Consider the following 20,345-nt stretch of genomic DNA (forward strand, 5'->3'; position numbering starts at 1 on the left):
GGGTGATGGGAGGTGACAGGAATGACCCTCCTCCATCAACCTTCGACCATCAACCATCAACCCTTGCGCAGCGGCAGGTAGCGGGGTTGCCACGCGCGGTCGCGGATCACGGTTTCCAGTTCGTCGCGGGTCATGTTGCGGATGCGGCGTTCGGCGCACACGCCGTCGCGGATGGATTGCAGGGCGACGTTCACGGCGACCTGGATGCTCAGTTCGCGCAGGTCGCTGATGGGCGGGTAGACACGTTCGCCGTACTGGGTGGTGAATTCGGCCAGGGTGCGGGCGGCTTCCATGACCATGTTGTCGGTGATCTCGCGGGCGCGGCTGGCGACGGCTCCGAAGCCCAGTCCGGGGAAGATGAAGGCGTTGTTGCCCTGCCCGACCGGGTAGCGTTTCCCTTCGTATTCCACGTCTGGGAAGGGGCTGCCGGACGCGATGATGGCGCCGCCGCGCGTCCAGTGGATCAGGTCGGCGGGGCGGGCCTCGACGTGGCTGCTGGGGTTGCTGAGCGGGAACACGATGGGGCGGGGGGTGTTCAGCAGCATCGCCTGGATGCTCTCCTGGCGGAACAGGCCGGGCACGCCCGTGAAGCCGAGCAGCGCGGTGGCGCGGGCGTTCACGATGACGTCGTGCATGCTGGGGTACTCGCCGTCGAATGCCCAGCCGTTCAGGTCCTCGGGGCGGCGTGCGAAGCTCAGCTGCTGGTCTTCGAGGTCCGGCTGGCCGTGCATCAGCAGGCCGTGGCGGTCCACGACGAACACGCGGGCGTTCGCTTCCTCGGGGGTCAGCCCGTCGGCCTGCAGGCCGTGGCGGATGGCCATGGCCACGCCGATGCCGGCGGCGCCGGCGCCGACCACCACGAACACCTGTTCGCTCAGGCGTTCGCCCTTGAGGCGCGCGGCGCTGATCAGCCCGGCGAGCGCCATGGCGCCCGTGCCCTGAATGTCGTCGTTGAAGCTGGGCACGACGCGGCGGTAGCGTTCCAGCACGCGGAACGCGGTGCCGCGGCTGAAGTCCTCCCACTGGATGATCGCCTTCGGGTAGCGGTGCGACACGGCCTCCACGAAGGCGTCCAGGAACTCGTCGTACGCGGCGCCGGTCAGGCGGCGGTGGTGGACGCCCAGGTACAGCGGGTCGTCGATCAGGTCCTGGCGGTTGGTGCCGACGTCCAGCTCGACCGGGAGGGTCTTGTCCGGCCCGACGCCCCCGGCGGCGGTGTACAGCGACAGTTTCCCGATGGAGATCGCCATGCCCCCGAAGCCCTGATCCCCGATGCCGAGGATGGCGCTGGAGTCGGTGGCGACGATCATGCGGACGTCGTTCACGGTGACGTTCTCCAGCATGTCGTCCACCCGGTCGATGTCGCCGGTGCTGACCGTGAAGCCGCGCGGGTAGCGGTAGTTGCTGGAGTAGTTCCGCACGGCCTCGCCGACCGTGGGGGTGTAGATGATGGGCAGCATCTCCTCGAGGTGGTCTTCGAGGATCGCGTAGAACAGCACCTCGTTGCGGTCCTGCAGGGCGCGCAGGTACTCGTGTTTTTCGAGGTCTGAGCCGCACTTGAGGTACCGCAGGTACGTGCGTTCCTTCTGCTCCTCGAAGGTGCTGGTGTGGGGCGGCACGAGGCCTTCCAGGCCCAGTTCCCGGCGTTCCTCGGGCGTGAAGGCGGTGGTCTTGTTCAGCAGCGGGTTCTGCAGCAGCGCCAGTCCCGTCACGTGAACGTCGATGTACCGCTGTCCCTGGGGGTCGCGTTTCACGTCGTAGTAACGGGAGACAGGAAGATTTTTCGGCATGACGCTCCAGCATAGCGGCAGGTCGCTGTACCCGGTTCAGGCACGCCACGCACACAATGCACGCAGCCGCCCAGACAGGCCCCCCGCTCTGTTCAGGCCGTGAACAGAAAGGGGGTGGGTCACAGGGTTCCGGTCTGCTCTGCCCAGCGTCGCCGGAGGGTGTCGAAGTTCGCGTCGATGCGCGCCTGCGGCAGCACCATCTGCGTGGTCGCGCCGTGCCCGATCTCGTCGCCGAGTTCGTTCACGGCGACCATGCGGGCGATCACGCGGCGTCCCTCCTGCCGCTCGAAGGTGGCGGTCACAGTCACGCGCATGCCGGGCAGGGCGCTGGCGGTGTGCGTCACGTCCACCTGCGTGCCGATACCGCCCTCGCCGTCTTCCAGGAACGGCAGGATGATCTTGCGGCCTGCCTCCTCGAAGTGCCGGGCCATCCAGTACGTGGCGTACACCGGGTGCAGTCGGCCCAGTTCGCCGAAGTTCACGGTCATGTCGTCGGTCACGGTCACGCTCAGCGTCTGCGTGAACCCCTCTGGAATGGCTTGCATGCCCCGCAGGCTAGTGCGCGCCGGGGCCGCCTGGACACCCCACCGTCCGGCCGGGGGGGCCGGGGAGCGCTCAACGGTCCCTTAAGCCGCTCTGGCGCACCCTCACGGGGCCGGCACGTACACTGCCGGTCATGAAGGACCGCGCGTGACCCTCAAACCGGCCGATATCTTCACGCTCCTGCGCGACGCGTTCCTGGCGTTCGGGCAGGACAAGGCCCCCCGACTGGCGGCGGCCATCGCGTACTACGCGATGTTCAGTCTGGCGCCGCTGCTGCTGCTGGCGGTGCTGGTCGCCGGGCAGTTCCTGAGCAGCGGCACGGTCCTGGACGACCTGTTCGGCCCGGCCGGGATCGTCGCGCAGAACCTGGGCCTGGAGGCGGCCGACTTCCTGCGCGGCCTGATCGACACGGACGCCCTGCAGAAGGGCAGCGTGATCGCCAGCATCGCCGCGTTCGTGACGCTGTTCATGGGCGCCACCGGCCTGTTCGTGCAGCTTCAGGACGCCCTGAACTCCATGTGGGGCGCCGACCCCGGCCCGCCGCAGGGCATCGTGAACGTCCTGTGGACCCGCGTGAAGTCGTTCCTGATGATCCTGGCCATCGGGCTGCTGCTGATCGCGTTCCTGGGCGTGAACACGTACCTGTCGGCCATCGCGCAGCGGCTGGGAGACACCATCGGCGCCGGGGCGTTCTTCGTGCGGGCCGGGACGGCGCTGCTGTCGGTGCTGTTCCTGGCGCCGGTGTTCGCCGGGATCTACAAGGTGCTGCCCGACGTGAAACTGGAATGGCGCGAGGTGTGGGTGGGGGGGTTCTTCACGTCCACGCTGTTCACGCTGGGGCAACTGGGCATCGGCCTGTACCTGGGGCAGGCCGCGCCGGGCAGCGCCTTCGGGGCGGCCGCCACGCTGATCGTGCTGCTGCTGTGGATCTACTACTCGGCCATGATCTTCTTCTTCGGGGCCGAGGTCACCTGGGTGTACTCGCAGCGCTTCGGCACGCACGCGGGCGGCGCGGCGAACACCGCCAAGAAGCAGGCGCTGGCCGCTCAGGGCGCCGAGATCGACCCGACCGAGAGCGATCAGGAACGCGCCGCGAAACAGCAGGCGGACAGCCCGGTCCGCGACAGCCGGGGCCGGGTGCTGGGCGTGCCGGTACCGCGCGTGCTGCCCAGGGTGCCGCGCCGCGAGGAGGGCCGCGTACTGCCCACCGTCCGCGCCGCCCTCTGGAACGCCGTGACCGCCGTGCTGGCCGTCCCGGCCGTGATCGTCCTGCGGGTGCTGGGCATCACGGGCGGCCGGCGGAAATAAGTACACTGCGTTTATCTTGTAGATAAACCGCGCGGAGCGCGTAGCAGAGGAAGTACGTTGAAGCGGGAATGGAGAGATTCCGGCGCCTTCCCGGAATCTCGCAATGTTAGCTTCGACGTACTTAGTCGGCCCGCCCCCCGCCTTCACTCCAGCGTGACGGGGTACGGCAGGGTGCCCTCGTAGATGGCGCGGCCCACGATGGCCCCCTCGATACCCTCGTCCTGAAGCAGGCGCACGTCGTCGGTGTTCGCCACGCCGCCCCCCACGATCAGGGTGTGCGGCCACAGCTGCCGGACCTGGGCCATCAGGTCGCGGTCCAGGCCACGCAGGGTGCCGTCGCGGGTCACGTCGGTGAAGATCAGGGTGTCCAGGCCCGCGTCGGCCAGGGCGGGGGTCAGGTCGCCGACCATCACGCCGCTGCCCTGCGCCCAGCCGTGCGTGGCGACCTCCAGGCCGCGCGCGTCCAGGCTGACGACCACGCGCTGGGGGCCGTGCTCGGCGATCAGGTCGGTCACCATGGCGGGGTCCTTCACGGCGGCCGTGCCGATCACGACGCGCTGCACGCCCAGGCGCAGCAGTTCCCCGGCGGCCTCGCGGCTGCGGATGCCGCCGCCCACCTCGACCGGCACGCCCAGTTCGGCGGTGATCTGCGCGATCACGGCGCGGTTCTCGCCGCGTCCGGTGGCGGCGTCCAGGTCCACCAGATGCACCAGGGAGGCGCCCAGGCCCACCCAGTGGCGGGCGGCGTCCAGGGGCGAGTCGAAGTACACGGTCTCGCGGTCCGGGTCGCCCTCGAACAGGCGCACGGCGCGGCCGGACTGGATGTCCACGCAGGGAATGATCAGCGGCAAACTCATGCGCCACAGGATACGGGCCGCGCGGGGCCGCCGGGTCGCGCCGGGAAAACGTGGGGGGTACACTGCCCCCGTGCGCGTCGGGATTGTCACTGCTACCTACCTGCCGTCCCGCAACGGGGTGGCGACCAGCACGGCCCTGTTCGCGCGGGGCCTGCGCGACCTCGGGCACGAGGTGCGGATCTTCGCGCCCCGCCACCCGCAGATGCCGCCCCGCGAGGACGGCGTGTACCGCCTGAACTCGTCGTTCGCGGGCGCGCGGGCGCTGGGCGCCCCGGCCGACTACCCCGTGATGCTGGCGCCGGGACCGCTGCTGACCTCGCGCCTGCCGCTGCGGGACCTGGACGTGCTGCACACCATGCACCCGTTCCTGGCGGGGCAACTGGCGCTGCGCTGGTCGCGGCTGTCGGGCGCGCCCGTGGTGTACACGGCGCACACGCAGTACGACCAGTACCTGCACTACGCGCCCATGCCGGGACGGGTGGGCCGCGCCGTGCTGCGCCCACACGTGAGTGCGTTCGCGCGCCGGGTGGACGCCGTGCTCGCGCCGGGCCGCGCGATGGTGGACATGCTGCGCGAGTACGGCTTCGCGGGCCGCGTGGACCTGCTGCCGAACCCGGTGGACCTCGCGTCGTTCCGCGCGGCGACCGGCGCCGCCTTCCGCGCCGAGTTTCACGTGGGGCCGGACACACCGCTGGTCATGTCCCTGGGCCGCCTCGCCCCCGAGAAGAACCTGGACGTGATGCTGCGCGCCTTCACGCGCGCGCGGGCCAGCCGCCCGGACCTGCGCCTGCTGGTGGTCGGCGACGGCCCCAGCCGCGCGCCCCTGCAGGCGCAGGCGCCCGAGGGCGTGACCTTCACCGGCCCCGTCCCCTACGCCCGCGTGCCCGAGGCGCTGGCGGCCGCCGACGCCTTCATCACCGCCAGTACCAGCGAGGTGCTGCCCATGAGCATGATCGAGGCGCTCGCGGCGGGCACGCCCCTGGTCGCCGCGCAGAGTCCCGCCGCGCTGGACCTGATCGAGGAGGGCGTGAACGGCACGGTCCGCCCCGCCACGCCCGAAGCCCTGGCCGACGGCCTGCTGGACACCCTGCACCCCGACCGCCTGCCCGCCTTGCAGGAGGGCGCGCGCCTCAGTGCCGCCCGGTACGACCTGCCGGTGCGGGCCGCCGCGCTGGCCGCCGTGTACGAACGCGCCCGGCAGGAACGCCGCCGCCGCTGACCCTTCCCCACCCCCGCCCGGCCGCTGCGCCGGCTTCCCCGACAGCACTGCCTCATCCGGAGGCCATCAGAGGCCTCCGCCCTGCCAGAGCAGCAGGGTCGCCAGTCCGGCCACCACGGGCAGTGCCAGCCACAGCCAGCGGCCGGGCCGACGCCACACGGCGGCGATCAGGGCGGCCGCGCCGGTCAGGCCGCCGACCTGCGCGGCCAGCAGCGTGGGCCGGGGCACGCTGAACGCGTAGGCGCTCATGTACAGGCCCAGCAGCGCGCACGCGGCGATCAGGAGCGAGAGCAGCAGTCTGGCAGGAACGCCCATATCCGAGCGTACCGCACCGGACAGCCGGGGGCTGGGTCGGCGGGAAGAGGTATGCAACAAGAAAGCCCCAGCAGCAATGCCGGGGCTTTCCTTGTGGTGCCGAAGATGGGACTTGAACCCACACGCCTCGCGGCGCTAGTCCCTGAAACTAGTGCGTCTACCAATTCCGCCACCTCGGCACACCTTTGGTAATCTCGCCCGCGCTCGGGCGCGTTTCAGGGCTCGCTTACTTTATAGGCGAGTGCCGAAACTGTCAACCCCCGCCTTTCCAGGGCGGGGGCGGGCGGCGTTCAGGCGACGGGTTCGCCGCGTTCGCGCATGCGTTCGGCCAGCTTGCCGGGCTCGAACAGGCTGGCGCCCGCGCCGTAGCGGGCGGTCACGGCGCGGTTGACCAGCCAGATCGCGCCGAACACGCCGACCAGACTGATGATCAGCCCCGGCACGCGCATCAAGGCGTTCACGGCGGCCACCTGGGCGTTGAAGTCGTCCGTGCCGAATTTCGCGGTCACGCGCTGGTAGTTCACGACGCTGTTCACCACCCCGCCGATCAGGTCCACCACCGCGAACACGACCGTGCCCAGCACCAGTCCCCGGTGCACGGCCGGGTCGCGCATGGCCCGCTGCGTGGCGGCGCGGTGCTCGGGGCTCTCGCCGATAGAACTGGCGTCCAGGAACACCCGGAACAGCGGCACGCTGGTCGCCGCGCTGATCAGGAACAGCAGCCCCGTCAGGTACGAGCGGGCCGAGTCCTTGATGGCGTACCAGAAGCCGTCCACGTACCAGAAGGCCAGCGCGCCGCTGAAGATCGCGCCCGCCCCGCCGATCAGCGCGACCGGGCTGACGTTGCGGTTCACGGCGAGGTCCCACAGCACGTACGCCACGGGAATCAGCGCGGCCAGCAGGTACGCGCGGACGTTCCCGGCCGTGCCGCCGCCGAACACCTGCTCGGCGACGCTGATGCCGCTGCCCAGGATGTTCGGGCTGAGAATCAGGATCGGGATGACCAGCGTGAACACCAGATCCCACACGGTTTTCGGCACGCGGCCTTTCGGGGCGGGAGTGGGTTCGGGGGGGGTGGGGGCCGCTTGACTCATGGGGCGCATTCTCTCATCCGCAGGTGAGGAGTGCGCCGCGCCCGAGCCCGGCCCACCACGTCCTGACCTCCGGCCTGTACGATCCGGGGGATGCGTGTCCTGGAAGTGTTTCTGGTGTTCCTACGGCTGGGCCTGACGAGTTTCGGGGGGCCGGTCGCGCACCTGGGGTTCTTCCGCGCGGAGTTCGTGACGCGCCGCGCGTGGCTGGGCGAGGCGGCGTACGCGGATCTGGTGGCGCTGGCGGGGTTCCTGCCCGGCCCGGCCAGTTCTCAGGTGGGCCTGAGCGTGGGCCTGCTGCGCGCCGGCTGGCCGGGCCTGCTGGCCGCCTGGGCGGGGTTCACGCTGCCCAGCGCCGCCCTGATGACCGCGCTGGCGCTGGGCCTGACCCGCCTGGGCGATCCGGGGCAGTCCGGGTGGCTGACCGGCCTGAAGCTCGCGGCGGTCGCGGTGGTCGCGCAGGCCGTGGCGGGCCTGTGGGCGTCGCTGGTCACGGACCGGGTGCGGGCGGGGCTGGCGCTGGGTACGGCGGCGGCGTTGCTGCTGCTGCCCGGCGCGGGCGCGCAGCTGCTGGCGCTGCTGGTGTGTGCGGGCGTCGGGTGGCGCTGGCTGTCCGGGCCAGTCGGGGCGGGGGGCGCGGCCCTGCCCGCCGTGCCGGTGTCGCGCCGCGCCGGGACCGGGCTGCTGCTGCTGGCCGGGGCGCTGCTGCTGACGCTGCCGCTGCTGGCGCCGCTGGGGCCGGGCTGGGCCACGCTGGACGCCACGTACCGCGCCGGGGCGCTGGTGTTCGGGGGTGGGCACGTGGTCCTGCCGCTGCTGGAGGGCAGTTTCGCGGGGCTGCCGGCCACCACGTTCACGGCCGGGTACGGCGCGGCGAACGCCATGCCGGGACCGCTGTTCACGTTCGCCACGTTCCTGGGGGGCGCCGCGCACGGCCCGGCCGGGGCGCTGCTCGCCACGCTGGGCATCTTCCTGCCCGGCGCGCTGCTGATGGTCGGCGCGCTGCCGCACTGGGCGGCGCTGGCGGCCCGGCCTGCCGCGCGCGCCGCGCTGGCCGGACTGAACGCCGGCGTGGTGGGCCTGCTGCTGGCGGCGCTGTACGACCCGGTCTTCACCAGCGCCGTGCGCGGCCCGCGTGACCTCGCACTGGCCGTGCTGGCCTACGCCGCCCTGACCGTCCTGCGGTGGCCCGCCTGGGCCGTGGTGCTGGCCTGCGCGGGCGTCGGGTGGGCGGCGCTGTAGGCACGGTCTACAGACCGGCCTCGTCCTGCAGGCCGTAGATGGTCAGGAACCGCCGCACGCGGGCCTCCAGGGTGGGCAGGGGTGCCACCTCGCCGCACACCCAGTCCGGCTGGTAGGCGCGGCACACGCCGGGGCGCGTGTCGTACACGGCGCACAGGTGCCCGCACCCCTGGTCGGGTCCGAGGTTCACGCACGGCACGCCCAGCGGTTTGCCCAGCGCGTGGATGTCCGGCGCGGCGCAGCAGGCCCCGCAGGCGGTGCAGTCGCGCGTGAGCGGACTGCGCGGGGCCACACCGGCGGGCGGGGTGAACCGGGCCGTTTCCTGTGCCGTCAGGTGCAGCGGCCCGGCGACCCTGGTCAAGCCAGTTCGGCCAGCGCGGCCAGCAGCGCGTCGTTCTCGGCGGGCGTGCCGACCGCCACGCGCAGGCAGCCTTCGAGCAGGTGCAGGCGGTCCTGGCGGCGCACGACGATTCCGCGTGACAGCAGGTGCGTGTAGGTGGCGCTGGCGTCCGGGGAGCGCAGCAGGAAGAAGTTCGAGCCGCTGGGCAGCGCCTCCAGGGTCGGGTGCGCGGCCAGGGCGTCCAGCACCCGCGCCCGCTCGCGCAGGCCCTCGGCGACGCGCTGCTGCACGTAGGCGGGGTTCTCCAGCGCGACTTCCAGCGCCGTCTGGGCCAGCAGGCTGACGTTGAAGGCCGGCACGAGTTTCTGAAGCTGCCCGGCCAGTTCCGGGTGCGCCAGCGCGTAGCCCAGGCGCAGGCCCGCCAGTCCCCAGGCCTTGCTGAAGGTCCGCAGGCTCAGGCAGTGGGGGTTGGCGCGGATCAGGTCGCGGTGGTCCTGACCGCCGTACTGGTAGTACGCCTCGTCGAGCACCACGATCCAGCCCTGCGCGGCGTCGATCAGGGCGCGGACATCGCGTTCGGCGTCCACGTGCCCGGTCGGGGCGTGCGGCTGCGTGATGTACAGCACGCCGGGCGCCCGCGCGGCCAGTTCGGCCTTCAGCGCCTCGACCGGCAGGCTGAAGTCCGCGTTCAGCGGCACCTGCACCAGTTCGGCGCCCAGCAGCTGCGCCTCCAGGGTGTACACGCTGAAGGTGGGGTTCACGGTCAGGACCGTCTGCCCGATCCCGCCCAGTTCGGTCAGCAGTTTGATCAGCACGTTGCTGCCGGGCGTGACGACCACCCCGGCCGCGTCCCAGTCCTCGAAGGCGGCGATGCGTTCGCGCAGGGTGTCGGCGTGCAGGTCCGGGTAACGGTTCCAGGGGCGGGCGGCCATGCGCGCCAGGGCCTCGGCCTTCAGGTCCGCCGGGAAATCGTAGGGGTTCTCGTTCTGGTCGAGTTTGATGGGCACGTCCAGCGGCGTGAACGGGTAGGCGGGCACGTCGCGCACGGCGGCGCGCACCCCGGCCGGAGTGGTTCCGGTGTCGGCGGAGGGCGTGGAGGTCATGGGGTTCGTTGTATCACCCGCCCCCCGCCGGGCGTCCACCCAGCCCAGACCCGGCGGCCCAGACCCAGCAGGCCAGACCCGCCACCCCACCGGACTGGGATTGGTACAGACGCCGCACCAAACGCCCGTTTGGCAGCGTGCTACCCTGCCCCTCAGGAGCGCCCGGCATCCCACGCGCCCACCCCACGACCATGACAGACACTGCCAAACCCCGCCGCGAGCAGATTCTCGACTCGGCCAGCCGCCTCTTCTCCGAGCGCGGCTACCACGCGACCAGCATGCGCGACCTCGCCGGGGACCTGGGCATGCAGGGCGGCAGCCTGTACGCGCACATCTCCTCCAAGGAAGAACTGCTGATCGAGATCGTCAACCAGGCGTCCCGGCAGTTCGACGAGGCGCTGTTCACGCTGCGCGCCGAGGCCATGCCCGCCGACCAGAAACTCCGCGAGGCCATGTACCGCCACATCCGCGTGGTCGCGGACAACATGGACAGCGCCACCGTGTTCTTCCACGAGTGGAAACACCTGTCCCCCGAGGCGTACGCCCGCGTGACCGGCTGGCGCGACACCATCGACGCCTTCTACCGCGAACTGATCACGCAGGGCGTGCAGGAAGGCACCCTGCGCGCCGACCTGGACATCAAGATGACCGCGTACCTCGTGCTGTCCGCCGTGAACTGGGCGTACACCTGGTACCGCCCCGGCGGCAGCCTCGCGCCGCGCGACGTGGCCGAACAGTTCGCGGACATGCTGCTGGGCGGCCTGCGCGCCCCCACCGGAGCGCAGCCGTGAGCAACCCCACCGTCACCGTGCCCATCCGCGAGGCGATCCGCTACGCGCAGGGCCGCGCCGAACGCCTGGGCCGCACCCAGCAACTCGAGATCGGCGAGGACCTGTTCATCCGCATCGGCCCCGGCGGCCGCAAATTCCTGCTGTTCTGCCTGGACGGCGAACCGGCCCGCAACACCGCCGAGGCCATCGCCGCCGCCCTGGGCCTGAAAAACCCCGCCTACGGCTGGCATCAGGGCGCCACACTGCGCTCCCTGACCGTCATCGAGGAGGGCGCCCAGAACCTCCCCGAAAGCGGTCCCGCCGAAGCGGACGACGGCACGCTGTAAGGGCAGCTCCGGCCAGACGGGGTCCGATCAGTCAATCAGGCTGACCTGCCCCGGAACAGTCTTCCCACCAGCAGGCTCGTCACCGGAATGGCCAGCATGGCCACGCCGACACCGACCTCGCCGAAACGCAGTTGCACCAGATAGAAGCACGCCAGATAGAGAACGACCAGCGCCGCACAGATCAACACCATTCGCATCAGAGTCTCCACTCCCTTCAGAGGGGACTGCCCGGATCAATCGGAGTTCCAGGCACCTGCACGGCAGTCCGTGCGCTGGGCGAACACCGGTCTGCCACGCACCCAGGAGAAAGTGGGAGTGTCGGCAGATGTTCAGCTGACACTCCCACTTCTCTCTGTTCTGCCGGTAGGACACCGGGCAGGGCCGTTCAGTTCTTGGCGTTGCCTTCGAAGGCGGCCTTGAACTTCTGGAGGTCCTCGGCGATCTGCTGGCTGGGTTCCTCGCCGAACAGTTTCGCCACGGCCGCGCCGAGCGGGCCGGCCGGGGGGCGGTACGAGAGGGCCACGTGCACGCGGGTCCCGCCGTTGGGGAGGCTCTCGAACTGCACGCTGCCGGCGTTGTCGACGGTCGCGCCGGGCAGGGAGTGCCAGCCGATGCGCTGGCCGGGCTTGTCGTTCACAATCTCGGCTTCCCACTCGACGTGCGTGCCCAGCGGGGCCTTGGCGACCCAGCGGCTGCGTTTCTCGTCGAGCGCGGTGACGCTCTCGAGGTGGCTCATGATCTGGGGCAGGTTGTCCAGTTTGCGCCAGAAGTCGTACACGTCCTGCGCGGGGCGGTCGATGACGACGCTGTGCTCCACGAAGATCGGCTTGGCGGCCGCAGCGTTCCCGCTCAGGCCGGCGGCGGCCATGACGGGGTCGTTGCCGGTCGCGGCGCGGTACGCGAGGTACCCGCCCACAGCGGCCATGCCCAGGCCCAGCACGCCTCTTTTGCGCAGTCCCATCAGCAGCAGGGCGCCGCCGGCGGCGCCGCTGATCATGCGGGTCTGATCCATTCCACTTTCGTTGTTGGTCATAAGTCGTCCTCCGTGAGAGTCAGTCTAGTGGGGTGTGCGGGGGTGGGGGTGAAGGCTTGCTCCGGGCAGATTAAGAGCCCTTGATGTTCGGAGCGTCCGGCGCGGCGCTCTGGTTCTCGATCTCCTGGGTGGCGGCGCGGTCGGCGGGCGTGACGGGGCCGCCCTGCAGGTCGGGGTCGAGGTTGGTGTTCGCGCCGTGCGTGGCGTGGTCGCTGCCCGTGTGGTCCTGCGCGGTTTCCGGGGTGCTGGTCGCCGTGCCGGTGCCGTTCCCGGCGGTGCTGTCCGGGCGGTCGCTGCCGGGGTGGGAGGGGCCGGGGTGGGAGGGTTGGTCGGGGGTGGTCATCGGGGCCTCCTGCGAGGGGAAAGAGGGGCGGGGGAGCTGGCCTGCATCCTCTCCCCTGCCGGGCGGCGCGCGGATGTGGATTCGCCCAAGTGCCGCCCACGGTCGCGTGGTGCGGTCGGGCGTGGCCCGCGCCGCCCTGCGCTACCCTGCGCGCATATGAGTGCCGCTGCCCCCGCCCGCCTGGACGCCCTCTCGCTGGGGGCGATCCTGGTCACGATCGTGTTCTGGGCGTCGGCCTTCGCGGGAATCCGCGCGGGGCTGGAGGCCTTCACGCCGGGGCACGTGACGCTGTACCGCTTTCTGGTGGCCAGCCTCGCGCTGGGCGTGTATGCGCTGGTCGCGCGGATTCCGGTGCCGCCACTGGCGGACCTGGCGCGGATCGCGGCGCTGAGTTTCTCGGGCATCACGCTGTACCACGTGTGCCTGAACTACGGCGAGGTGAGCGTCCCGGCGGGCACGGCCAGCCTGATCATCGCGGCGGGGCCGGTCATCACGGCGCTGCTCGCCACGCGCTTCGGCGGGGAGCGGCTGAACGCGCCGGGCTGGGCGGGCACGCTGGTCAGTCTGGGGGGCGTGGTGCTGATCGTGCTGGGGGGCGGGCAGGGACTGGAGTTCACGCGCGGGGCGCTGCTGATCCTGGCGGCGGCGGTGTTCACGAGCGTGTACTTCGTGTTTCAGAAACCGCTGCTGCGGCGCATGAATCCGCTGCATTTCACGGTGTGGTCGCTGATCGCGGGGACGGTGCCGATGCTGGTGTTCCTGCCGGGGTTCGGCGCGGAACTGCGCGCGGCGCCGCTGGACGCGCACCTGGCGATGGTGTACATCGGGCTGTTCCCGGCGGCGCTGGCGTACCTGACCTGGACGTTCGCGCTCGCGCGGGTGGGGGCGGGCGTGACGACCTCGTTCCTGTACGTGTCGCCGGTGTTCGCGGTGCTGATCGCCTGGGCGTGGCTGGGTGAAGTCCCGACCCTGGTGACGCTGCTGGGCGGAGTGGTGGCGGTGGCGGGCGTGGTGCTGGTGAACACGCGCGGGCGGCCCGGTCCGCTGGGTGGGGGCCGCGCGTGAGCGGCGCGGGACCGCTGGGCGTGCAGGACGTGACGGTGCGGCTGGGCGGCGAGGTGATCCTGAGCGGCGTGACGCTGGACGTGCAGCGCGGCGAGTTCCTGGCGCTGATCGGCCCGTCCGGCGGCGGCAAGAGCACGCTGCTGCGCGTGCTGGCGGGCCTGCTGAAGCCCGCGTCCGGGTCGGTGCGGATCGGGACGCCCCCGGCGCTGGTGTTTCAGGATTACCGGCTGCTGCCGTGGCGCAGCGCCCTGCGGAACGTGGCGCTGCCCGCCGACCTGGGGGCCGGGGGGGGCCTGCCGCCCGCCGAGGCGCTGAAACTGGTGGGCATGGAGGAGTACGGCTCGTACTTCCCGGCGCAGCTGTCGGGCGGGATGCGGGCGCGGGTGGCGCTGGCCCGCGCGCTGGCGCAGAGCGGGGACGTGCTGCTGCTGGACGAGCCGTTCGCGGCGCTCGACGCGCTGGTCCGCGAGCGGTTCAACGCCGAGTTGCGGCACCTGCACGAGAAGACGGGCCGCACGACGGTGCTCGTCACGCACTCGATCCGCGAGGCGGTGTGGCTGGCCGACCGGGTGGCGGTCCTGCGCGGCGGGCGGATCGTCGAGGTGCTCGACACGCGCGGCGAGGGCCGCGTGAGCGCGTACACCGACGGGCTGGAGGCGCACCTGCGCGCGGTGCTGGGCACCGGGGACAGCACCCGCGTGCGCTCGGGCGTGCCGGCTGCGCGCAGCGCCGGGTGGCTGCTGCCGCTGCTGGCGGTGGGACTGGCGCTGCTGGGCTGGCAGCTGGGCGCGGCGGCCCTGAACCAGCCGTTCCTGCTGCCCACGCCCGGCGCGGTGTGGCAGGAGGCGACCCGGACCGCGCCGGCGCTGGCCGAGGCGTTCGGGGTGACGGTCCGCACGGCGCTGCTGGGCACGCTGCTGGGCGCGCTGGGTGGCGTGCTGATCGGGTACCCGCTGGCGAAGTGGCGGGCGCTGGAACGTTTCCTCAGTCCGTTCCTGGTGGCGTCGCAGAGCACGCCGATCGTGGTGCTCGCGCCGCTGCTGGTGTCGTGGCTGGGGTTCGGGTTCCTGCCGGCGGTGGTCGTGTCGGCCCTGAGCGCCCTGTACCCGATCCTGGTGGCGACCCTGGTGGGCGTGCGTGAGCTGGAGGCGACCTTCCATGAGCTGTTCAGCACGCTGCGCGCGTCGTGGTGGCAGCGGCTCACGCGGCTGGAACTGCCGGGCGCGCTGCCGGTCCTGCTGGGCGGGCTGCGGCTGGCGGCCAGTCTGGCGCTGATCGGGGCGGTCGTGTGGGAGTTCGTGGACCCCAACCAGAAGGGACTGGGACTGGCCGTGCAGGTGGCGGGCGTGTACCAGAACAAGGCGGCGCAGTTCGCGGCGATCGCGCTGCTGGTCGGGTACGGGGTGCTGGTGTACGCGGTGATCACGGGCCTGGAACGCCGCGTGATGCGGCGGCGGGGTCGGTAGGCGTTCACCCGGACGGCCGGGCGCGGCGGACGGTACGCTGGGCCGCATGGACAGACCGCTGGTGTGTGTGGGGGCGCTCGTGTGGGACAAAGGCGGCCGGGTGCTGCTGGTGCGCACCACGAAATGGCGCGGCCTGTGGGGGGTGCCCGGAGGCAAGGTCGAGTGGGGCGAGACGCTGCTGGACGCCGTGACCCGCGAGTTCCGCGAGGAGGTGGGCCTGGAGTTGCGGGACGTGCTGTACGCGCAGACGCAGGAATCGGTCCTGAGCCCGGAGTTCCACAGGCCCGCGCACATGCTGCTGGTGGATTTCTTCGCCAGCACCGACGGGCACGAGGTCACCCCGAACGAGGAGATCGAGGAGTGGGCCTGGGTGCCTCTGTCCGGGGCGCTGGACTACCCGCTGAACGGCGTGACGCGCACGCTGGTGGAACTGGCGCTGCGGCGGGGCGAGCAGTGACGGACAGCACCGACAGCGCGCCGGTTCAGGCCGCGCCCCAGGGTCGGGGAACGGCGCTCGTGACCGGCGCGTCGCGGGGCATCGGGCGGGCGCTGGCGGTCGCGCTGGCCGCCGAGGGCTTCGACGTGGCCGTGCATTACCGGGGCAGCGAGGCCGACGCGCAGGAAACGGCGCAGCTGTGCCGGGAGCGCGGGGTGCGGGCCGCCGCGTTGCAGGCCGACCTGACCGACCCGGCGCAGGCGCGGGCGCTGGTCCGCGCCGCCCACGCGGCCTTTCCGGACTCGGGACTGGCGGTGCTGGTGAACAACGTGGGCAACTACGTGAACCGCCCGCTGCTGGACACCACGGACGCCGAGTGGGCCGACATGCTGGGCAGCAACCTGACCGCCACCTTCGCCACCTGTCAGGAGGCGGCGCCGCTGCTGCGCGCGCGCGGCTGGGGGCGCATCGTGAACCTGGGGTACGCGGGGGCCTCCTTGAACGTGGCGCGGCCCGGCATCGTGCCGTACGTGATCGCCAAGGCCGGGGTGCTGCAACTGAGCCGGTCGCTGGCGGTGGTGCTGGCCGGCAGTGGGGTCAGCGTGAACGTGGTCAGCCCCGGCGTGATCGAGACGAGCGTCAGCCAGCCGGTCGCGCAGATTCCGGCCGGGCGCTGCGGGACGGTGCCGGAACTGGTCGGGGCGGCGCTGTCGTTCGTGCGGGCCAGCGATTACCTGACCGGACAGGAACTGGAAGTGGCGGGCGGCTGGAACCTGTAGTCCGGAACCGCGCCGCCCTGCTCAGCGTGAGGTGCCCGGCTGGGACGCGCTCGGCTGGGGCGTGAGGGGCAGCAGGGCGCGCGTCGTGGTGGGCAGCGGCGCCTGGGCGCGCCACAGGGTCACGCCGGACGGGTCGGTCAGGACAGCCTGCACGGTGTAGCGGTGTCCGCTCTGGAGGCGGGCGGGGTTGAAGTTCAGCCAGTACGGGGTGGGCAGGCGCCGGACCGGGAAACTCACGCGGACCAGCGGGGTGTCCGGCCGGGCGCTGTCGCGGATGGTCAGGGTGGCCTGCGTGCCGGGCGGCAGGGCGGACAACGGGCGGGCCGGGTCGGGTCGCAGGGTGCCGCGCACCTCGCGCCAGCCGGCCGGCAGGTCCGCCCTGGGGGCCGGTTCGGACGTGGTGGAGCGCGGGCTGATGGGCTGCGGAGTGGCGGGCGGCGCAGCGGTGGGCGGCGTGACCGGCGTGAGGACGATCTGGGCGCCGGCGGGCGCGGCGTGCAGGGCGCACGCGAGCAGCAGGCGCGGCAGCGACCGGGAATCGAGTGTGAAAAAGTTCATATCTTCATGGTGCCCCGTGCCGCGTGGCGTTGCAAGAGGCCCGCAACTGCCTGTTTGCCTGCCTGGAAGGCGGTCCGGGCGGGCCGTCAAGCGAGGTTGCCGCATTTCCGCCGTTCCCGTTTTATGAGCCAGAAGTGACCGGTCGTGCTTTCGAACGGCCTTCCGGCAGAGGTCGGCGCGGAAGGCCGCCCTTTTTTGACGTTCCAGAGCCATTCGTTCGGCGAGCGCACCATCAAAATATAATGAGTAAAATGAGAGACGCCTCATAGAAGATCGGTCCAGCCAGAAGCGTTCGGATATACGGGACAGCGTTTTCGGTGTGGGTGTCGGGTTTTTTCTTCCATTCCGATCCGTGAAAAGACAAATGTGACCAATTCCACAGCGATTCATGCAGCGCCGCCCCCGCTGTGGGTATCATCGGCCAAGTTCCCACCCTCATACGAGAAGCACCGCAGAAAACCGCGCCCAGCGCAGCGGTTCTCCTGCCGTCATTCCCGCATGACACCCCAGGAACACCCCAGGAGGTCCACCATGAACGCACGTATCGCTCTTGGAACACTTGCCCTTACCCTGGCCCTCGCCTCGTGCGGCACGCAGAACGCGGCCGCCCCCAGCGCCGACACCGCCACCGACGCGGCCGTCACGCGCACGCAGGCTCCCCTCCTGGGCACCAGCAACCCCGACGCCATCCCCGGCCAGTACATCGTCGTCCTGAGCGGCGGCGAGAACGCCGGCAGCATCAAACTCCAGAGCGCCGACGCCCTGATCAGCTCGCTGGGCCTCGACCCGCAGGGCGTGCAGGTCCAGCAGCTGTACACCCAGACCATCCAGGGCTTCGCCGCGAAACTCGACGCCCAGAACCTGAGCCGCCTGCAGGCCGACCCCCGCGTCAAGTACATCGAGCAGGACGCCGTCATGCGCATGAGCGCCACCCAGACCGGCGCCACCTGGGGCCTGGACCGCATCGACCAGCGCAACCTCCCACTGGACGGGAACTACACCTACGACACCACCGCCAGCGGCATCAAGGCGTACATCATCGACACCGGCATCAACACCGCCCACACCAACTTCGGCGGGCGCGCCGTGTGGGGCACCAACACCACCGGCGACGGCAACAACACCGACTGCCAGGGCCACGGCACGCACGTCGCCGGCACGGTCGGCGGCAGCACCTGGGGCGTCGCCAAGGGCGTCAGTCTGGTCGCCGTGAAGGTGCTGGACTGCTCGGGCAGCGGCACGAACTCCGGCGTGATCGCCGGCGTGAACTGGGCCGTGAGCAACAAGGGCACCAGCAAGGCCGTGGCGAACATGAGCCTGGGCGGCGGCTTCAGCCAGGCCGTGAACGACGCCGTGAACAGCGCCGCCAGCCAGAACCTCGTGATGGTCGTCGCGGCCGGCAACGAGAACCAGAACGCCTGCAACGTCTCGCCCGCCAGCGCTGCCAGCGCCATCACGGTCGGCAGCACCACCAACACGGACGCCCGCAGCTCGTTCAGCAACTTCGGCACCTGCGTGGACATCTTCGCGCCGGGCAGCAACATCACCAGCACCTGGATCGGCTCGACGACCGCCACGAACACCATCAGCGGCACCTCAATGGCCTCGCCGCACGTGGCGGGCGCCGCCGCGCTGGCACTGGCGAACGGCGGCAGCACCAGCAGCGGTGTAACCAGCACCCTCATCAACAACGCCACCACCGGCAAGGTCACGAGCGCCGGCACCGGCAGCCCCAACCGCCTGCTGTACACCGGCACCGGCACCGTCACCCCGCCCCCCACCGGCACCACCTACACCGGCACGGTCGCCAGCCGGGGCAACTCCTACCAGCCCGGCACCGCCGGCTTCAGCTACGCGGGCGGCACCCTGAAGGGCAACCTGAGCGGCCCCTCGGGCACCGACTTCGACCTGTACCTGCAGAAACTCTCGGGCAGCACCTGGACCACCGTCGCGAGCGCCGAGGGCAGCACCAGCACCGAGGCCATCACCTACACCGGCACGAGCGGCACGTACCGCTGGCGCGTGTACGCCTACTCCGGCAGCGGCAGCTACACCCTCACCGAAACCCGCTAAAGCGCGTCTACCACGGGCCGTCCTCCCCACGGGGCGGTCCGTTTCCTTCGCCCGCCCCCTCCTCTCCCCTCACGAGGTTCCACCATGTTCAAGCCCCTGCACGCCGCTCTGACCGCCCTGGGCATCCTGGCCCTGTCCGCCTGCTCCACCCAGAGCACCCCCACCCCGGAAGCCGCCCTGCCCGCCGCCGCTCTGCCCGCCGAGTCGCTGACCGTCACCGGCACTGCCCCCGCCTTCGGGGACCTGAGCAGCCAGATCGTGTACGGCACGGTCACCAACGTCACCAACCGGCCCTATCAGGTCAGCGTGACGCCCAGCACCGAACTCGCGGGTGGCTGGTGCGGTGGCACCCTGATCAGCTCCACCTGGGTTCTGACCGCCGCGCACTGCGTGGACGGCTACAGCGCCAGCTCCATGCGGGTGCGCGCCGGCATCAACAACCTGACCACCAGCACCGGGCAGCTGCGCACCGCCGCGCAGATCATCAAGCACCCCAGCTACAACCCCAGCACCTACGCCAACGACATCGCCCTGATCCGCGTGAGCGCCTTCACGCTGGGCAGCACCGTGCAGACCGCCGCGCTCCCCGGCAACGCCGTCGAGGCCATCCTGGACGTGAACGGCAAGAGCGCCACCGTCAGCGGCTGGGGCAAGACCGAGACCGGCGCGTCCAGCCCCACCGCGCTGCGTGAAGTCACCATACCGATCACGCCCACCGGCAGCGACTGCGGCACCCGCCCCGCCAACACCATCTGCGGGAAGTACTCCAGCGGCAAGGACTCCTGCAACGGCGACAGCGGCGGCCCGCTCGCCGCGCCGTACAACGGCAAGTTCTACGTCCTGGGCGCCGTCAGCTACGGCCCGGCCGAGTGCCGCGGCTACGGCGTGTACACCCGCGTGAACGGCTTCATCAACTGGATCGCGCAGAACACCGGCATCGCCGCGCAGTAACCGCCTCCACCCACAGGCGAACCAGGGCGTCCCCCCGCCCGGTTCGCCTTTCCCTGTCCGGCCCCACCCCATCCGCGAGAATGGGCGCGTGCCTCCCTCCGCTCCGCTGACCAGCCACGCCCCGGCGACCACGCACCTGTCCCTCGATCCCGTCCTGGCCGCCGTGATCGCCCGCGTGGGCGACCTGCCGGTCCTGACGCCCACCCCCGACCCGTTCGGAACGCTGATCCGCAACGTGACCGGACAGCAGCTGAGCGTGAAGGCCGCCGCCAGCATCCACGCCCGCCTGACCGCCACGCTGGGCGAGGTGAGCGCCGACACCCTGCTCGCTGCCAGCGGCGACACCCTGCGCGGCGCGGGCCTGTCCTGGGCGAAGGTGCGGACCGTGCAGGCCATCGCGCAGGCCGCGAAGACCGGCGCGGTGAACTTCACGCACCTGAGCGAGCAGGACGACGAGGCCGTGATCCGCGAACTGCTGCCCCTTCCCGGCATCGGCCGCTGGACCGCCGAGATGTTCCTGATGTTCGCCCTGGCCCGCCCCGACGTGTTCAGCCTCGGGGACCTCGCGCTGCGCCAGGGCCTCGCGCGGCTGCACCCGGACACCCCGAGCGCCGACGTACTGGCCCGCTGGGCGCCGTACCGCACCCTCGCCGCCCGCTACGTCTGGGCCGACAACGCCCGCGTGAAGGGCGGTGGGGAACCGGTGTGAGTGGTTG

At 71.3% G+C, this 20,345-nt stretch carries 23 protein-coding genes and 1 tRNA gene; 12 read left to right on the plus strand and 12 right to left on the minus strand.

Annotation, left to right across the window (positions count from 1 at the left end):
* Positions 1-56 precede the first annotated feature (56 nt).
* Together CBQ26_RS10615 and CBQ26_RS10620 are read right to left on the minus strand one after the other, a co-directional pair.
* On the minus strand, positions 57-1,790 hold the full coding sequence (locus tag CBQ26_RS10615) for an NAD-dependent malic enzyme (protein WP_088248621.1): 1,734 nt from the start codon (positions 1,788-1,790) through the stop codon (positions 57-59).
* 119 nt (positions 1,791-1,909) lie between these two features.
* The gene (locus CBQ26_RS10620; RefSeq protein WP_088248622.1) at positions 1,910-2,335 is read right to left on the minus strand and encodes a thioesterase family protein; all 426 of its coding nucleotides are present in this window, start codon (positions 2,333-2,335) and stop codon (positions 1,910-1,912) included.
* A gap of 145 nt (positions 2,336-2,480) precedes the next feature.
* On the opposite strand from CBQ26_RS10620, the gene CBQ26_RS10625 reads away from it, so the two are divergent.
* Entirely contained in the window at positions 2,481-3,641 is a 1,161-nt protein-coding gene (locus CBQ26_RS10625) for a YihY/virulence factor BrkB family protein (RefSeq protein WP_088248623.1), read from the plus strand.
* 143 nt (positions 3,642-3,784) lie between these two features.
* On the opposite strand, the gene hisA is transcribed toward CBQ26_RS10625, so the two are convergent.
* The gene (gene hisA / locus CBQ26_RS10630; protein WP_088248624.1) at positions 3,785-4,498 is read right to left on the minus strand and encodes a 1-(5-phosphoribosyl)-5-[(5-phosphoribosylamino)methylideneamino]imidazole-4-carboxamide isomerase; all 714 of its coding nucleotides are present in this window, start codon (positions 4,496-4,498) and stop codon (positions 3,785-3,787) included.
* A 70-nt stretch (positions 4,499-4,568) separates the two neighbouring features.
* Here hisA and CBQ26_RS10635 point away from each other — a divergent pair, with 70 nt between their 5' ends.
* A complete protein-coding gene (locus tag CBQ26_RS10635) occupies positions 4,569-5,717 on the plus strand; it encodes a glycosyltransferase family 4 protein (protein WP_088248625.1) in 1,149 nt (382 codons plus the stop codon).
* 66 nt (positions 5,718-5,783) lie between these two features.
* Here the strand turns inward: CBQ26_RS10635 and CBQ26_RS10640 are convergent, their stop codons facing one another.
* From CBQ26_RS10640 to CBQ26_RS10650, 3 genes are all read right to left on the minus strand, one after another.
* The gene (locus CBQ26_RS10640) at positions 5,784-6,032 is read right to left on the minus strand and encodes a hypothetical protein (RefSeq protein WP_088248626.1); all 249 of its coding nucleotides are present in this window, start codon (positions 6,030-6,032) and stop codon (positions 5,784-5,786) included.
* A gap of 94 nt (positions 6,033-6,126) precedes the next feature.
* Positions 6,127-6,211, minus strand: a tRNA-Leu gene (locus CBQ26_RS10645).
* 111 nt (positions 6,212-6,322) lie between these two features.
* A complete protein-coding gene (locus CBQ26_RS10650) occupies positions 6,323-7,126 on the minus strand; it encodes a VC0807 family protein (RefSeq protein ID WP_088248627.1) in 804 nt (267 codons plus the stop codon).
* Positions 7,127-7,216: 90 nt separating this feature from the next.
* Between CBQ26_RS10650 and chrA the strand changes: the two genes are divergently transcribed.
* Positions 7,217-8,365, plus strand: coding sequence for a chromate efflux transporter (gene chrA / locus CBQ26_RS10655; RefSeq protein ID WP_088248628.1), 1,149 nt, complete (start codon positions 7,217-7,219; stop codon positions 8,363-8,365).
* 7 nt (positions 8,366-8,372) lie between these two features.
* Here chrA and CBQ26_RS10660 read toward each other — a convergent pair whose 3' ends face one another.
* Both CBQ26_RS10660 and hisC read right to left on the minus strand, forming a co-directional pair.
* On the minus strand, positions 8,373-8,726 hold the full coding sequence (locus CBQ26_RS10660) for a YkgJ family cysteine cluster protein (protein WP_373297148.1): 354 nt from the start codon (positions 8,724-8,726) through the stop codon (positions 8,373-8,375).
* Positions 8,723-9,808 (minus strand): histidinol-phosphate transaminase, encoded by a 1,086-nt coding sequence (gene hisC / locus CBQ26_RS10665; RefSeq protein WP_088248629.1) that lies wholly within the window; start codon positions 9,806-9,808, stop codon positions 8,723-8,725. Before hisC ends, CBQ26_RS10660 begins: the two co-directional genes overlap by 4 nt.
* Before the next feature lie 191 nt (positions 9,809-9,999).
* Between hisC and CBQ26_RS10670 the strand changes: the two genes are divergently transcribed.
* Both CBQ26_RS10670 and CBQ26_RS10675 read left to right on the plus strand, forming a co-directional pair.
* Positions 10,000-10,599: a TetR/AcrR family transcriptional regulator gene (locus CBQ26_RS10670; protein ID WP_088248630.1), complete on the plus strand. Its 600-nt coding sequence runs from the start codon at positions 10,000-10,002 to the stop codon at positions 10,597-10,599.
* Entirely contained in the window at positions 10,596-10,925 is a 330-nt protein-coding gene (locus CBQ26_RS10675; RefSeq protein WP_088248631.1) for a hypothetical protein, read from the plus strand. Before CBQ26_RS10670 ends, CBQ26_RS10675 begins: the two co-directional genes overlap by 4 nt.
* 35 nt (positions 10,926-10,960) lie before the next feature.
* Here CBQ26_RS10675 and CBQ26_RS21880 read toward each other — a convergent pair whose 3' ends face one another.
* The 3 genes from CBQ26_RS21880 to CBQ26_RS10685 all read right to left on the minus strand — a co-directional run bounded on the left by CBQ26_RS21880 (position 10,961) and on the right by CBQ26_RS10685 (position 12,301).
* Positions 10,961-11,122: a hypothetical protein gene (locus tag CBQ26_RS21880; RefSeq protein ID WP_172418033.1), complete on the minus strand. Its 162-nt coding sequence runs from the start codon at positions 11,120-11,122 to the stop codon at positions 10,961-10,963.
* Positions 11,123-11,310: 188 nt separating this feature from the next.
* On the minus strand, positions 11,311-11,958 hold the full coding sequence (locus CBQ26_RS10680; protein ID WP_055362732.1) for an SRPBCC family protein: 648 nt from the start codon (positions 11,956-11,958) through the stop codon (positions 11,311-11,313).
* 70 nt (positions 11,959-12,028) lie between these two features.
* Positions 12,029-12,301: a hypothetical protein gene (locus CBQ26_RS10685; RefSeq protein WP_191299784.1), complete on the minus strand. Its 273-nt coding sequence runs from the start codon at positions 12,299-12,301 to the stop codon at positions 12,029-12,031.
* Between the two features lie 156 nt (positions 12,302-12,457).
* Between CBQ26_RS10685 and CBQ26_RS10690 the strand changes: the two genes are divergently transcribed.
* Genes CBQ26_RS10690 through tmpR form a run of 4 tightly spaced genes read left to right on the plus strand, consistent with a single transcriptional unit; the run spans position 12,458 to position 16,047 of the window.
* Positions 12,458-13,366, plus strand: a complete 909-nt coding sequence (locus CBQ26_RS10690; RefSeq protein WP_088248632.1) for a DMT family transporter — start codon at positions 12,458-12,460, stop codon at positions 13,364-13,366.
* Positions 13,363-14,832, plus strand: a complete 1,470-nt coding sequence (locus CBQ26_RS10695) for an ABC transporter permease subunit (RefSeq protein ID WP_088248633.1) — start codon at positions 13,363-13,365, stop codon at positions 14,830-14,832. Before CBQ26_RS10690 ends, CBQ26_RS10695 begins: the two co-directional genes overlap by 4 nt.
* Positions 14,833-14,878: 46 nt before the next feature.
* The gene (locus CBQ26_RS10700) at positions 14,879-15,289 is read left to right on the plus strand and encodes an NUDIX domain-containing protein (RefSeq protein WP_088248634.1); all 411 of its coding nucleotides are present in this window, start codon (positions 14,879-14,881) and stop codon (positions 15,287-15,289) included.
* Positions 15,286-16,047 carry a bifunctional dihydropteridine reductase/dihydrofolate reductase TmpR gene (gene tmpR, locus CBQ26_RS10705; RefSeq protein ID WP_229844139.1) on the plus strand — a complete coding sequence of 254 codons (762 nt, stop codon included), beginning with the start codon at positions 15,286-15,288 and terminating at the stop codon, positions 16,045-16,047. The genes CBQ26_RS10700 and tmpR overlap by 4 nt, the downstream gene beginning before the upstream one ends.
* A gap of 21 nt (positions 16,048-16,068) precedes the next feature.
* On the opposite strand, the gene CBQ26_RS21885 is transcribed toward tmpR, so the two are convergent.
* On the minus strand, positions 16,069-16,605 hold the full coding sequence (locus CBQ26_RS21885; protein WP_172418034.1) for a YbaY family lipoprotein: 537 nt from the start codon (positions 16,603-16,605) through the stop codon (positions 16,069-16,071).
* A 531-nt stretch (positions 16,606-17,136) separates the two neighbouring features.
* Here CBQ26_RS21885 and CBQ26_RS10715 point away from each other — a divergent pair.
* The 3 genes from CBQ26_RS10715 to CBQ26_RS10725 all read left to right on the plus strand — a co-directional run bounded on the left by CBQ26_RS10715 (position 17,137) and on the right by CBQ26_RS10725 (position 20,338).
* Complete coding sequence (locus CBQ26_RS10715; protein ID WP_088248636.1) at positions 17,137-18,678, plus strand: S8 family peptidase; 1,542 nt, start codon at positions 17,137-17,139, stop codon at positions 18,676-18,678.
* Positions 18,679-18,762: 84 nt separating this feature from the next.
* Positions 18,763-19,629 (plus strand): serine protease, encoded by an 867-nt coding sequence (locus CBQ26_RS10720; RefSeq protein ID WP_088248637.1) that lies wholly within the window; start codon positions 18,763-18,765, stop codon positions 19,627-19,629.
* Between the two features lie 88 nt (positions 19,630-19,717).
* Entirely contained in the window at positions 19,718-20,338 is a 621-nt protein-coding gene (locus CBQ26_RS10725) for a DNA-3-methyladenine glycosylase family protein (protein ID WP_088248638.1), read from the plus strand.
* The last annotated feature ends 7 nt before the right edge of the window (positions 20,339-20,345 follow it).

The organism is Deinococcus indicus (assembly GCF_002198095.1).
Lineage (GTDB): Bacteria > Deinococcota > Deinococci > Deinococcales > Deinococcaceae > Deinococcus > Deinococcus caeni.